At 70.6% G+C, this 13,423-nt stretch carries 12 protein-coding genes and 1 tRNA gene; 11 read left to right on the forward strand and 2 right to left on the reverse strand.

Annotated features, from left to right (window positions below):
- The first annotated feature begins 3 nt into the window (after window positions 1-3).
- Window positions 4-77: transfer RNA gene (locus OHS57_RS32080), tRNA-Pro, on the forward strand.
- A gap of 94 nt (window positions 78-171) precedes the next feature.
- Here the strand turns inward: OHS57_RS32080 and OHS57_RS32085 are convergent.
- On the reverse strand, window positions 172-321 hold the full coding sequence (locus tag OHS57_RS32085; protein WP_328584167.1) for a hypothetical protein: 150 nt from the start codon (window positions 319-321) through the stop codon (window positions 172-174).
- 219 nt (window positions 322-540) lie between these two features.
- On the opposite strand from OHS57_RS32085, the gene OHS57_RS32090 reads away from it, so the two are divergent.
- The 3 genes from OHS57_RS32090 to OHS57_RS32100 all read left to right on the forward strand — a co-directional run bounded on the left by OHS57_RS32090 (window position 541) and on the right by OHS57_RS32100 (window position 4,045).
- The gene (locus tag OHS57_RS32090; RefSeq protein ID WP_328584168.1) at window positions 541-1,662 is read left to right on the forward strand and encodes a hypothetical protein; all 1,122 of its coding nucleotides are present in this window, start codon (window positions 541-543) and stop codon (window positions 1,660-1,662) included.
- Window positions 1,663-1,963: 301 nt separating this feature from the next.
- On the forward strand, window positions 1,964-3,139 hold the full coding sequence (locus OHS57_RS32095) for a glutathione-independent formaldehyde dehydrogenase (RefSeq protein ID WP_041993234.1): 1,176 nt from the start codon (window positions 1,964-1,966) through the stop codon (window positions 3,137-3,139).
- 189 nt (window positions 3,140-3,328) lie between these two features.
- Complete coding sequence (locus tag OHS57_RS32100) at window positions 3,329-4,045, forward strand: hypothetical protein (RefSeq protein WP_041993237.1); 717 nt, start codon at window positions 3,329-3,331, stop codon at window positions 4,043-4,045.
- A 32-nt stretch (window positions 4,046-4,077) separates the two neighbouring features.
- Here OHS57_RS32100 and OHS57_RS32105 read toward each other — a convergent pair whose 3' ends face one another.
- On the reverse strand, window positions 4,078-5,817 hold the full coding sequence (locus OHS57_RS32105) for a PucR family transcriptional regulator (RefSeq protein WP_328584169.1): 1,740 nt from the start codon (window positions 5,815-5,817) through the stop codon (window positions 4,078-4,080).
- A 330-nt stretch (window positions 5,818-6,147) separates the two neighbouring features.
- Between OHS57_RS32105 and dnaK the strand changes: the two genes are divergently transcribed.
- The 7 genes from dnaK to OHS57_RS32140 are packed head-to-tail and all read left to right on the forward strand — an operon-like array spanning window position 6,148 to window position 13,398.
- Window positions 6,148-8,058, forward strand: a complete 1,911-nt coding sequence (dnaK, locus tag OHS57_RS32110) for a molecular chaperone DnaK (protein ID WP_328584170.1) — start codon at window positions 6,148-6,150, stop codon at window positions 8,056-8,058.
- Between the two features lie 9 nt (window positions 8,059-8,067).
- On the forward strand, window positions 8,068-8,625 hold the full coding sequence (locus OHS57_RS32115) for a nucleotide exchange factor GrpE (RefSeq protein WP_328584171.1): 558 nt from the start codon (window positions 8,068-8,070) through the stop codon (window positions 8,623-8,625).
- 7 nt (window positions 8,626-8,632) lie between these two features.
- The gene (locus OHS57_RS32120) at window positions 8,633-9,610 is read left to right on the forward strand and encodes a DnaJ C-terminal domain-containing protein (RefSeq protein WP_328584172.1); all 978 of its coding nucleotides are present in this window, start codon (window positions 8,633-8,635) and stop codon (window positions 9,608-9,610) included.
- Window positions 9,607-9,996 (forward strand): chaperone modulator CbpM, encoded by a 390-nt coding sequence (locus OHS57_RS32125; RefSeq protein WP_078863791.1) that lies wholly within the window; start codon window positions 9,607-9,609, stop codon window positions 9,994-9,996. Before OHS57_RS32120 ends, OHS57_RS32125 begins: the two co-directional genes overlap by 4 nt.
- The gene (gene clpB / locus OHS57_RS32130; RefSeq protein WP_041993250.1) at window positions 9,987-12,611 is read left to right on the forward strand and encodes an ATP-dependent chaperone ClpB; all 2,625 of its coding nucleotides are present in this window, start codon (window positions 9,987-9,989) and stop codon (window positions 12,609-12,611) included. The genes OHS57_RS32125 and clpB overlap by 10 nt, the downstream gene beginning before the upstream one ends.
- Entirely contained in the window at window positions 12,611-13,135 is a 525-nt protein-coding gene (gene trxA / locus OHS57_RS32135) for a thioredoxin (protein WP_328584173.1), read from the forward strand. Before clpB ends, trxA begins: the two co-directional genes overlap by 1 nt.
- Window positions 13,135-13,398: a UBP-type zinc finger domain-containing protein gene (locus OHS57_RS32140; RefSeq protein WP_041993254.1), complete on the forward strand. Its 264-nt coding sequence runs from the start codon at window positions 13,135-13,137 to the stop codon at window positions 13,396-13,398. The genes trxA and OHS57_RS32140 overlap by 1 nt, the downstream gene beginning before the upstream one ends.
- Window positions 13,399-13,423 lie beyond the last annotated feature (25 nt).

Raw genomic sequence — 13,423 nt, forward strand, 5'->3', positions numbered from 1 at the left:
CATCGGGACGTGGCGCAGCTTGGTAGCGCACTTGACTGGGGGTCAAGGGGTCGCAGGTTCAAATCCTGTCGTCCCGACTCGAAAGAGTCGAGGTCAGGGCCGGTATCGGAGAAATCCGATACCGGCCTTTGATCGTTCGGACGTCGTCGAGAGGTGAACCGCTCCGCCGTATCACGGGCCGATGGCGACGAGGATCAGGGGAAGCGGGATGTGGCCCCAGCGGGCGAGTGCCTTGGCGATGACGGAGTGGGTCGCGAAGAACCGTCCCGCGTGGCACCCCACCGCTACCAGGACGAAAAAGACCACCGCGTAGACGGTCATGCCGCCGACGCCGGCGGTGGCGAGGACGGGTGTGCGTGCGCGGCGGGCACGGACCTGTGGCTCGGCGGTGGCGACAGGCCCGTCGGAGGACGAGGAGATGTGGTCCGTACCGCTCGCGCCTGCCGGGGGGCGAGCGTGTCACACGGCGTCGAGGGCACGGCGGGGGCATTCTGTGGGTGTTTGTGATCGCGGGGGCGGCGACGAGAGAAGGGGCCAGGCATGCCGGTGTCGTCTCCGGGCGTTACGGTCGTGGCTCTCCTGGCGGAGCCGGACGCGCCGACAGAGGTCGCGCATCGCATGGCGGAGCGACTTCCTGCTCGGCTTGCCGGCAAGTCGCGCCAGCGGCGGCGGTTCGACGTTGTGGTGGTCAGTGAGCCCTTCACCGCGGGGACGGAGGACACGTCCACCCTGATGGGCCGGATCATCGACCGCGCGAGTACGGAGAACTGGGATGTCGTCGTGGCGCTCACCGATCTTCCTCTCCACTCGCAGGGGCGCAAGCTCGTTGTGGAACTGAGCCACGAGCACGGCGTCGGGTTGCTGTGTCTTCCACCGCTCGGGGGCTTTCGGCTGCAGAAGAAGGCCCGGCGGGCCGTGGAAGAAGTGGTGCTCGGTCTGGCGGGTCCGCAGGCCCCCGTGGCCGCTGGGGCTTCTCCGAGCCATCCGCTGACGGGGTCCTTCACCGGTCGTCTCACGCATGTCGACCCCGGGCCGGTCGGGGAGGAAGAGGCCGCTGACCGTCGGTACGTCGTCAACGGGTCGTTCGGTTATCTGCGGGTCCTCGTCGGCATGGTCCGTGCCAACCGGCCGTGGCGGTTGGTGCCGGGCTTGTCGAAGGCTCTGGCGGCCGCGTTGGCAACGGGTGCTATCGCCACCGTCAACTCCACGGTCTGGAGTCTGGCCGGGGCTCTGAGCGTGGCACGTCTCGTGATTGCCATGGTCGGGTCTGTCGCCCTGATGATTGGCTGGCTGATCGTTGACGCGCACCTGTGGCAGCGTCCGGCAGAGCCTTCGCCGGAAGAGAGACAAAGGGCGTGGCTCTACAACGTCTCGACGGTCATGACGGTCGGTATCGGGGTGCTTGTCTGCTACGCGGGCTTGATCGTCATCAATATGGTGTGGGCGTTGTTCATCATCAACGACCGGGTGTTCGCCTCGATGACGCAGACTTCGCTGCATGCCACGAAGTATGTGGCGCTGTCGTGGTTCGTCGCTTCGGTCGCCACGGTGGGTGGTGCGCTGGGATCAGGCTTGGAGAGCGACGAGGCGATCCGGGCAGCCGCCTACTCCAAGCGCGAACAGGAACGTCGCCATATGCTCCAGGACGGCCACGATGACTAGCTGATAACTGAGTTGGGGTTTCGTGGCGGGCTGCGGGTGTCCGGAGCCGATGACAGCGCTGGTCGATCGGTACGCGGTCGACTAGCGTGGTGGACGAGGGGATCGGCCGGTACGCCGGTGGAGCGCCGGGTGCGCCCGACGGACCGGCGGCGGCGCGTACGGTCCCACCGGAAACGGTGAACGGCCATAGAGGCGTACGGGAGCCACGGGCCCCGTCGCACCAACTCCCGGAAGTCAGGCTCTTTGCGCCGTCTCCATCAGTGCGGTGCCGCGGGTTTTGCCGCGCACCCGAGGAGCGGTCATGAAGGCAGCGGTATACGAAGAAGCGCGCACGGTCACGGTGAAGGACGTACCGGATGCGAAGATCGAGCACCCCTGCGACATCATCGTCAAGATCACCGCCACCAATATCTGCGGTTCCGACCTGCACATGTATGAAGGGCGTACGTCCTTCGAGGCTGGTCGCACCCTGGGACACGAGAACATGGGCCAGGTCGTCGAGGTCGGCCCGGCCGTCCGCAAGGTCCAGGTCGGCCAGTACGTGGTGCTGCCCTTCAACATCGCCTGTGGTTTCTGCAAGCAGTGCGAGCGGGGTCTGACGAACTACTGCCTGACGATGCAGCCGGAACCGGCCCTCGCCGGAGCCGCCTACGGATTCGCCGACATGGGCCCCTACCAGGGCGGCCAGGCGGAACTGCTGCGCGTGCCCTACGGGGACTTCAACGCGCTGCGTCTGGGCGAGGACGCCGCCGAGCGGCAGAGCGACTATGTGATGCTCGCCGACATCTTCCCCACCGGCTATCACGCCACCGAGATGGCCCACGTCAAGCCGGGCGACCAGACCGTTGTGTTCGGTGCCGGTCCGGTCGGGCTGATGGCGGCGTACTCCGCCATCCTCAAGGGCGCCGGCCGCGTCTGGGTGGCCGACCACCAGCCCGACCGGCTGCGCAAGGCGGAGGAGATCGGGGCCATCCCGATCAACACCGCCGAGCAGGAGCCGGCGGAGGTCGTCAAGGAGGCCACCCTCGGGCTGGGCGCCGACAACGGCTGTGAATGCGTCGGCTACCAGGCACACGACGCCCAGGGACACGAGGACGCCAGCCTCACGCTCAACGGACTGATCGACACGGTCAGGTTCACCGGCGACATCGGCGTGGTGGGCGTGTTCCTGCCCCAGGACCCCGGCGGCACCGAGGCCCAGGGGGAGCTGGAGGCGCAGGGCAAGATCCCGATCGACTTCGGCATGATGTGGTTCAAGGGCCAGCACATGGGCACCGGGCAGGCGCCGGTGAAGCGGTACAACCGGGCGCTGCGGGACCTGATCGCCGGTGGGAAGGCAACACCGAGCTTCCTGGTGTCGCACGAACTCAGCCTGGACGAAGCACCCATGGCGTACGAGCACTTCGACGCCCGCGACGACGGCTGGACCAAGGTGATCCTGCATCCGGACGGACACGCCAACGGCCACAGGAGGTAAGAGGCCCGACGGCGGTTGCTCGCGCCCCGGCTCAGCCCGCCGGGGCGCGTCGTCTCGATGCCGCCCGATGCGCGCCACGTGCGAAAAAGGGGATGGCGGTCCGCCGGCCGTCGCACTCTCGGTGGTTAGATCCCGGTGACGGCCCGTCAGCAAGGGGCCGGAGGCGACGAACAGGGGAGCGCGCCCACCATGACGCGCAGGATCGTCCAGGCCCGGGCCGGGCATCCTCGGCATGAGCGTCGTGGAGAGGCCCGGCTGCCCGGTGTCCTCGCGACGCTCACCGCGATCGTGCTGTACCTGGCCCTGCCGCAGCGCTTGCTGATCGCGCCGCGCTATCTGCTCCCGGCGCTGGAAGTGCTGTTGCTCGTGCCGCTGATCGCGGTCAATCCCAAGCGCTTGACCCGCCAGACCCCGATCTTCCGCGTACTGTCGCTGACGCTCGTCCTGGTGATCGCCGCCAGCAACCTGTTCGCGCTGGGTCTGCTCATCCACGAGCTGTTGTACGCGGGCGTGAAGGACGGCCGTTCGCTGCTGGTAGCCGCATTGCAGGTCTGGATCACCAACATCGTCGTGTTCGGTCTGGGTTACTGGGAACTGGACCGGGGCGGTCCCGTCCTCCGTACGCAGCTGCCACGCGGCGAACTGCCGCTGGCGGACTTCCGCTTCTCCCAGGACGAGAACGGCGACGCGGTCCAGGAAGTCGCGGACGGCTCCAGTGCCGTCTCGGACTGGATGCCCACCTTGGTGGACTACCTGTACCTGTCCGTCACGAACTCGGCCGCCTTCAGCCCGACCGACACCATGCCGCTGTCGGCCCGCGCCAAAGTCATGATGAGTATCCAGAGCATCGCCGCGCTGCTGACCTCACTACTCGTCATCGCCCGCGCGGTCAGCGTCCTTCGTTAGGCCACCGGGGGGCGACCAGGCGCGCACGGGACTCAGCGCGGGGTGTCGAGCACGTCCCGGATGCGGGTGGCGATGTGCAGATTGAGGCGCGTCTCGACGTCGCACAGGTCGTGGCCGGTGATCTCGCGGATGCGCTGGAGGCGGTAGCGGACGGTGCTGCGGTGGATGAGGAGCGTCTTGGAGGTCGCGTCGTAGCTGCCGCCGCTCTCCAGATAGCGCGAGACCGTCGTGACCAGCTCGGTGTGGTGCCGGGCGTCGTAGTCCAGCAGCCCGCCCAGCCATTCGCGGACGAAGCGGTCGGCTTCCCGTTCGCCCTGGCCGGTGCCCATCATGCGGCGCAGACCCAGCTCCTCGAAGCCGGTGCTGCCGTAGGGGTCCTGGGAACGGCGGCGGACGGTGAGGGCACGGACGGCCTCGTCGTAGGAGTGCGGCAGATCGGTGATGACGTCGCACTGGCCGCCGACCCCGATCGTCCCTGCCCCTGTGCCGAGTTCGTCCGAGACGGCCCTGTACAGCTCGCGTTCCCGAGCACGACCGTCCTCGCCGGGCTCCAGGACGACCGTGGTCGCGCCACGGGAGCCGACGAGTACGTCCCGGCGCAGCCGCCCGGCCGCCCGCGCCACCGCGTTGCCGAGTGCCGCCCGCTCGGCCGTCCCGGACCACTCCAGTACGGCGACCTTGTGCGGTCGGTGCAGGTCATGGCCCAGAACCGCGGCCTGGCCGAAGTCCTCGTCGGTCGCCTCACCCGAGATCAGCCGGTCGACCAGGTCATGGCGCAGCTGGGTCTCCAGCGTGGCCAGCCCGCGCTCGTGGGAGAGGAGGGGGGCCAGCACCAGAGCAGCCTGTTCCAGCGCCGAGGTGTCCGTCTGCGTTGCCCGCCGGTCCGGATCGACCAGTGCGACCACGCCCAGCAGATCTCCTGCCATCGCGACGGGCATAAGGAGCCGGTCCCGGTCCCGGACGGCGCCGGCCTGGCGTCGCGCGTCATGTATCGCGGCCTCCCGGCGGCGATTGCCCGCCCCCGGGCGCGGCCCGCCCGTGTGTTCGCCCCGGCCGGGCCCCGTCCAGGCCCGCAGGTTGCCGAAGCGGTCCTCGGTGAGGGCCGCGAACCCTGTGCGGTCGTGCAGGGCTTCCATGATCCCCGCCTCGCCCTCGCCGGAGACGGCGGCGCGGGAGAGCGCGTCGTGGGTGGCGAGTCGGGAGGCCAGCGCGGAGACCACCGCGGCGAGGCCGGCGGCGGGTGAGCCCTCCAGGGTTTCCCGCAGGTCTCCGTCCGAGCCGGCGCGGGCCCGCTCTTCCTCGCGCCCGGTGAGGCGTGCGAGGGCGGTCCCGGTCTGCTGCGCGAGGAGGCCGGTCAGCGCGGTCTCCTCGGCCGAGGGCGTGGTCGGAGAGCGGACGACGAGATAGCCGAGGCACGCGTCCCGGTGCCGCAGGGCGATGGCCCGTGTCCACCGCCCGTCCCGCTGGTGAAGATTCCGGCTGCGGCCGTCGAGGGTGTCGATCCGCCGGTCGAGCCGGCCGGCGGCCACCACCTCGGCTGCGGCTGCTTCAGCCGGGGCTTCGTGGGCCGGGTCCGACGCGGGCTCCCGCACCGCTGCGCTCCCCGGCCGGGCAGCGGGGGAGGCAGCCACCCGGCACGGCGGGCAGCGCCGCGCCAGGCCGTGGTGCATGGAATACGCGGCTTCGGCGGTGAAAGGACCGGTGGCGGTGATTGCCGCCATGGCGCTCCACAGCACTTCGCGCTCGTCGTCGCCGTCGAGCAGGACCGACACCAGCCGTAGCAGTGTGTCCCGCGCGCCCCCCGGTCGCGGAACGGGGCGGCGGGCCCCGGTGGTCGGAATCGGAACAGCGTCCATCGCGGGTCCATTCGCGGCTCGAAAGCGACTTTCCACCTTCCACGCTACGCCGTCCGGCACAGGGTCTCACCTGCGGACCTGCCACATCCTCGTCTTCGCGGACCGGAACGACGGCGCCGATTGGTCATGCCGGGGTGAGGAAACGCGACGAGTACCGCGCGACGCTTCGAAGAAGTGCGGTGGGCGCTCCAGCCGTTCACGTGGCAGCCCGCCGGGCCGTCCCGTGTTGTGACGGAGGAGATTCCCATGGCGAAGGCAGTAGGCATTGATCTCGGTACCACCAACTCGGTCATCGCGGCGTGGGAGGGCGGCGGGCCCTCCGTCGTCCCGAATGCCGAGGGGGCCAGAACGACGCCGTCGGTGGTCGCCTTCTCCGATGACGGCGAGCGGCTGGTGGGACAGCTCGCGCGCCGGCAGTCGATCCTCAACCCCAAGGGCACCATCACCTCGGCGAAACGGTTCATCGGCCGTCGCTACGACGAGATCTCCGACGAGGCCAAGGCGGTCTCCTTCGACGTCGTCGAGGGGCCTGGCGGGGTGGCCCGCTTCGAGGTGAACGGGAAGCAGCACGCGCCCGAGGAGATCAGCGCGCAGGTCCTGCGGAAGCTGGCCGACGACGCCGGGAAGGCGCTCGGTGAAAAGGTGACCGAAGCGGTCATCACCGTCCCCGCCTACTTCAACGACGCCCAGCGCCAGGCCACCAAGGACGCCGGGAAGATCGCCGGCCTCGACGTTCTGCGGATCATCAACGAGCCGACCGCCGCGGCCCTGGCCTACGGTCTTGACAAGAAGGGCCACGAGACGGTCATGGTCTTCGACCTGGGCGGCGGCACCTTCGACGTCAGCCTGCTGGACGTCGGCGACGGTGTGGTGGAGGTCCGCGCCACGGCGGGCGACTCCCATCTGGGTGGCGACGACTTCGACCGCCGGCTGGTGGACCATCTCGCGGACGGCTTCCAGCAGGCCGAGGGCATCGACCTGCGTAAGGACCCGCAGGCCCTGCAGCGCCTGTTCGAGGCGGCCGAGAAGGCGAAGACCGAGCTGAGTTCGGTCAGTCAGACGCAGGTGAGCCTGCCGTTCATCACGGCGGACGCCTCCGGGCCGAAGCACCTCACCGAGACAATCCGCCGTTCCACGTTCGAGCAGATCACCTCGGACCTGGTGGAGCGCTGCCTGGACCCGATCAGGACGGCGATGAGCGACGCCAAGGTCACGGACAACGACATCGACGAGGTCATCCTGGTCGGCGGCTCCACCCGTATACCGGCCGTGCAGAACCTCGTCCGCCGGATGACCGGCGGCAAGGACCCGAACATGAGCGTCAACCCCGACGAGGTCGTGGCGCTGGGCGCCGCCGTCCAGGCCGGGGTGCTCAAGGGCGAGGTCAAGGACGTCCTGCTGCTGGACGTCACGCCGCTCTCCCTGGGCGTCGAGACGGCCGGCGGCGTGATGACCAAGATCATTGAACGCAACACCACCATCCCCGCCCGCCGCTCCGAGACGTTCTCCACGGCCGAGGACAATCAGCCGGCCGTGGACATCGTGGTTCTCCAGGGCGAACGCGAACTGGCCGCCGACAACCGGGTGCTGGGCCGCTTCCGGCTGGAGAACCTGCGGCCGGCCAGGCGCGGGGAGACCCAGATCGAGGTCACCTTCGACATGGACGCCAACGGCATCCTCAAGGTCAGCGCCAAGGACCGGGACACCGGCGCCGAGCAGTCGGTGACCATCAGCGAGGGCTCCAATCTCGACCCGTCCGAGGTCGAGCGGATGATCAACGAGGCCGAGAGCAACCGGACCGCCGACCTCGCCCTGCGCGAGGCCATCGACGCCCGCAACGAGCTGGACGCCTCCGCGTACCAGGTGGAGCGCCGGCTGGACGACCTCGGCGACGCCGCACCGGAGCACGAGCGGGCCCGGGCCCAACTGCTCATCGACGAGGCGCGCACCGCCGTCAAGGAGGAGGCCCCGGCGGACCGGGCCCGGAACCTGACATCCGAACTCCAGCAGCTCCACGCGGCTCTGGCCGCGCACTCCACCGCACCCGGCGGAGCCGAAGGCGACGTACGGCCCGGCCCGGCGCCCGGCCAGAGCCCCGAGGGTGGATCCCCGAGGGGCGACGACGACGTCATCGACGCCGACTTCGACAAGAGCTGAGGCGGCGACATGTCGGATCAGGACCAGACGACGCGTCCGGCCGAGGACCGCTCGCCGCCCGAGTCCGGGCAGACGCCCCTGCCCCCCACGCCGCCTCCCGACGCAGCGGGGGAGCACGCACCGGAACACCGCACCCCCGACGCGGAGGAGTTGGCGGACCGGTGGCGGCGAGCCCTCGCCGACCTCGACAACCTCCGCAAGCGCCACGCCCGCGAGCTTCCCCGGGAGCGGGAGGCCGAGCGCGCCAAGGTGGCCGCCGCGTTCCTCCCGGTCGTCGACAACCTCGAACTGGCCCTCGACCACGCGGGCGCCGACGATCCCGGCGCGCTCGTCAGCGGAATCCGGGCGGTACGCGACCAAGCCGTCGAGGTGCTGCGAAGCCTCGGCTACCCCCGCTACGAGGAGACCGGCGTCCCCTTCGACCCCGAGCGGCACGAGGTGGTGTCCGTGGTGGATGAACCGGACACCGCCGCGGGCACCGTCGTCCAGGTGCTGCGGCCCGGCTACGGCGAACCCGGCCACCAACTGCGGCCGGCCGCGGTGGCGGTCAGCCGCAAGCAGGAGTGAGGCCGCCATGGCTGACGACTACTACCAGGTGCTGGGCGTCCCCCGTACCGCCGACGCCGCCGAGATCCAGCAGGCGTTCCGTACCCTGGCCCGCCGCTATCACCCGGACGTCAACCGCGATCCGGCCGCCGAGGAGCGCTTCAAGCAGATCAACGAGGCGTACAGCGTGCTGTCCGACCCCGACACCCGGTCCCGCTACGACCGCTTCGGCCCGGACTTCCGGCAGGTTCCGGAGGACTACGACGAGCGCGTCGCGGCCGGCCAGGGCTTCGGCGGCGGAGCCGGCGCCTACCGCGGCGGTCCCTTCAACGGCTCCGGAGGCGCCGGCCGGGCAGGCACCCGGACCTGGACGGAGAGTGACTTCGACACCGCCGGCGTGGACTTCGAGGATCTCTTCGGAGGCATGTTCGGCGGCCGGGCCGGCCGCGCCGGGCGGGGCAGCCCGATCCCCGGCGCCGACCAGGAGGCCGAACTCACCCTCAACGTCGAGGAGGCGTACCGGGGCGGCCGGCGGAAGATCACCCTCGGCGGAGGCGCGGGGGAGCGCACCTACGACGTCACCATCCCGGCCGGTGTCGTGGACGGTCAGCGCATCCGGCTCGCCGGAGAGGGCGGCCGGGGCCGCGGCCCGGGTTCCGCCGGGGACCTCTACCTGGTGGTCCGTATCGCCCCCCATCCCCGCTACCGGCTCCTCGGACGCGACATTCACGTCGATCTGCCGGTCACCGCCTGGGAGGCAGCGCTGGGAGCGACGGTGCCGGTCTCCGGTCCCGGCGGGACGGCCAAGGTGCATGTGCCGGCCGGTACCTCCACCGGTCGCCGGCTGCGGCTGCGCGGTGAGGGGATGCCCGACCCCAAGGGTTCGTCGGGGGACCTCTACGCCGAGATCAAGGTGATGGTGCCGCCCTCGCCCGGCCCGCGTGAGCGCGAGCTGTTCGAGGAACTGGCCGCCGTCTCCTCCTTCGACCCGAGGAAGCAGACATGAGAGCCGAACACCGTTCGCCCGCCGAAGGCGCCGGACGGGCCGGCGCCGGGGGCGTCTATCCCCTGGTGCGGGTCTACCGGACCAGCCCCAACCCCTATCAGCTCTCCATGGCCGAGGTGGCCGGCCGCAGCGGACTGTCGCCCGACCTCGTCGGCCGCTTCGTCGCTCTCGGGCTGGTGGACGCCGAGCGTGATGCCCGGGGCCGCCTGTGGTTCCGGGCCGGCGCACCGTCGGCCATCGCCCGGGTGCAGCGGCTGCGGGCCGGACTGTGCCTCAACTACGCGGCCGTCGGCGTCGTCCTGGACCTGCTCGGCCGCATCGAACGTCTGGAGACCGCACTGCGGCACAGCGAACGAGCCGACAGGGAGCGTGCGACATGGACATGAACCGCCTCACCCACAAGTCCCAGGAGGCGCTGCGGGAAGCACAGAGCCTCGCGGTGCGGATGGACCAGAGCGAGGTCGACGGAGAACACCTGCTGCTGGCCTTGCTCGACCAGCAGGACGGCCTGACGGGCCGCCTGCTGGCCGACGCTGGCGCCGACCCGGCCGCCCTGCGGGCCGCCGTGGAGACCGATCTCGCCAAGCGGCCGCGCATGACAGGACCGGGCGCCACCCCCGGCCAGGTGACGGTGACCCAGCGGCTGGCCAGACTGCTGGACAGCGCGGAGCAGGAGGCCAAGCGGCTCAAGGACGAGTACGTCTCCACCGAGCACCTGGTGCTGGCGATGGTGGACGAGGGTCCGGCCACCGCGGCCGGCCGGCGCCTCGCCGAACAGGGCGTCAGCAAGGACTCCTTCCTCGGCGCCCTCACCACGGTGCGCGGGAATCAGCGGGTCACCTCCGCCGATCCCGAGGAAGCGTACGAGGCACTGGAGAAGTACGGCCGTGACCTCGTGGTGGAGGCCCGCACCGGCCGCCTCGACCCGGTGATCGGCCGGGACGCCGAGATCCGGCGAGTCATCCAGATCCTCAGCCGCAAGTCCAAGAACAACCCTGTGCTGATCGGCGAACCGGGCGTCGGCAAGACCGCCATCGTCGAGGGACTGGCCCAGCGGATCGTCCGCGGCGACGTGCCCGAAGGGCTGCGGGACAAGACGGTGTTCTCGCTCGACATGGGCTCGCTGGTGGCCGGAGCCAAATACCGCGGCGAGTTCGAGGAGCGGCTGAAAGCCGTGCTGGCCGAGGTCAAGAGCGGCGAGGGCCGGATCCTGCTGTTCGTGGACGAACTGCACACCGTCGTCGGGGCCGGCGCCGCCGAGGGTGCCATGGACGCGGGCAACATGCTCAAGCCGATGCTGGCCCGCGGCGAGCTGCACATGATCGGCGCCACCACACTCGACGAGTACCGCAAGCACATCGAGTCCGACGCCGCCCTGGAGCGGCGCTTCCAGACCGTGCTGGTGGACGAGCCGACCGTCGAGGACGCCATCTCCATCCTGCGCGGCATCCGCGAACGGCTGGAGATCTTCCACGGCGTCAAGATCCAGGACGGCGCCCTGGTCGCCGCCGCCACCCTCAGCCACCGCTACATCAGTGACCGCTTCCTCCCGGACAAGGCCATCGACCTCGTCGACGAGGCGTGCGCGCGGCTGCGGACCGAGATCGACTCCATGCCCGCCGAACTCGACGAACTCACCCGCCGGGCCACCCGCCTGGAGATCGAGGAGGCCGCGCTCGACCAGGAGAGCGACCCGGCCAGCCGCACCCGCCTGGCGGACCTGCGGCGTGAACTGGCCGACCTGCGGGGCGAGGTGGACGCCAAACACGCCCAGTGGGAGGCCGAGCGGCAGGCCATCCGCAAGGTCCAGGAACTGCGTCAGGAACTGGAGCGCACCCGGCAGGAGGCCGAGGAGGCCGAACGCGCCTACGATCTGAACCGGGCCGCCCAGCTGCGGTACGGGACGATCAGCGAGCTGGAGCGCCGTCTGGCCGCCGAGGAGGAGCAGCTCGCCGACAAGCAGGGCGAGACCCGGCTGCTGCGCGAGGTGGTCACCGCCGAGGAGATCGCCGAGATCGTCTCCGCGTGGACCGGCATCCCCGTCACCCGGCTCCAGGAGGGCGAGCGGCAGAAGCTGCTCAAGCTGGACGAGATTCTGCGCGAGCGGGTCGTGGGCCAGGACGAGGCCGTTCAGCTCGTCGCCGACGCCGTGATCAGGGCCCGCTCCGGAGTGCGCGACCCGCGTCGGCCGATCGGCTCGTTCATCTTCCTCGGCCCCACCGGCGTCGGGAAGACCGAGCTGGCCAAGACCCTGGCCGCCGCGCTGTTCGACAGTGAGAGCAACATGATCCGCCTCGACATGAGCGAGTACCAGGAGCGGCACACCGTCAGCCGGCTGGTCGGCGCGCCCCCCGGCTACGTCGGCTACGAGGAGGGTGGCCAGCTCACCGAGGCCGTGCGCCGCAAGCCGTACTCCGTCGTCCTGTTCGACGAGATCGAGAAGGCGCACGCCGACGTCTTCAACACCCTGCTCCAGGTGCTGGACGACGGCCGGATCACCGACGCCCAGGGCCGTACGGTCGACTTCCGCAACACCGTCGTCATCATGACCTCGAACCTGGGCTCCCAGTACCTGCTCCAGGACGCCACCCAGGCGGGCGAGATCAAGCCCGAGGCGCGGGCGCTGGTGATGACCGAACTCAGCGGCCGGTTCCGCCCCGAGTTCCTCAACCGCGTGGACGACATCGTCCTCTTCCACCCGCTCGGCATCGCGCAGATCGAGCGCATCGTGGACCTGCTCCTCGCCGAGCTGCGCGACCGTCTCGCCGAGCAGCGCATCACGCTCGTCCTCACCGAGGAGGCCCGCCGGCTGATCGCAGCCGAGGGCTACGACCCGGTCTACGGGGCCAGGCCGCTGCGCCGCTTCATCTCGCACGAGGTCGAGACCAAGATCGGCCGGGCGCTGCTCAGCGGCGAGGCACGCGAAGGCGTGACCATCCTGGTCGACGCCGGGGACGGCGAACTGACCGTGACCCTCCAGGACGAGCCGCAGGAGCCGTGATGACCACCTCTCCGGAAAGCGGCGGTGGCCGCGGCGGCGCCACCGGCGGGGCGAAGACCTCCGTGTGGACGGTTGCCTGTGCCCGCTGCGGCCGGACCAATCGCGTACCCGCCGTGGCGGAGGGCAGCCCGCGCTGCGGAAACTGCCGGGCCCCGCTGCCGTGGATCGCCGAAGCGCGTGACGCCGACTTCGGGGAGGTCGCCGAGCAGGCGAGCCTGCCCGTGCTCGTCGACCTCTGGGCCACCTGGTGCGGGCCCTGCCGCATGGTGAGCCCCGCCCTCGAACAGGTCGCCAAGGACCTGGCGGGCCGGACCAAGCTCGTGAAGGTCGACATCGACACGTCACCGGCCCTGGCACGGCGGTTCGAAGTCCAAGCGGTACCCACCCTGCTGATCCTCGACCACGGCAGGCCCCTCGCGCGCCGGACCGGCGCAGCGCCCGTGGACGCGCTGCGCCGCTGGGTGGACGAGTCGCTGCCGACGCCGCCCTCGGGACCAGCCGGCTCCGCCACCAGGAGGCCGTAATGACCAGTCTTCCCGACCCGCACCTGTCCCTGGTCCGGCCCGTCACGCCCAGAACACCGCAGGGCTGCGAGGACTGCCTCCGCATGGGAACTCCGTGGGTGCACCTGCGCCTGTGCCTGACCTGCGGCCACGTCGGCTGCTGTGACTCCTCGCCGATGCGGCACGCCCGCGCCCACGCCGCGGCCGACGGCCATCCGATCGTCCGGTCGTTCCAGCCCGGCGAGGACTGGCGGTGGTGTTTCGTGCACGAGGCGATGGTCTGAGCCCGCCGGGCCGGCACGGCGGAAG

This window comes from Streptomyces sp. NBC_00370, from assembly GCF_036084755.1.
Classification (GTDB): domain Bacteria; phylum Actinomycetota; class Actinomycetes; order Streptomycetales; family Streptomycetaceae; genus Streptomyces.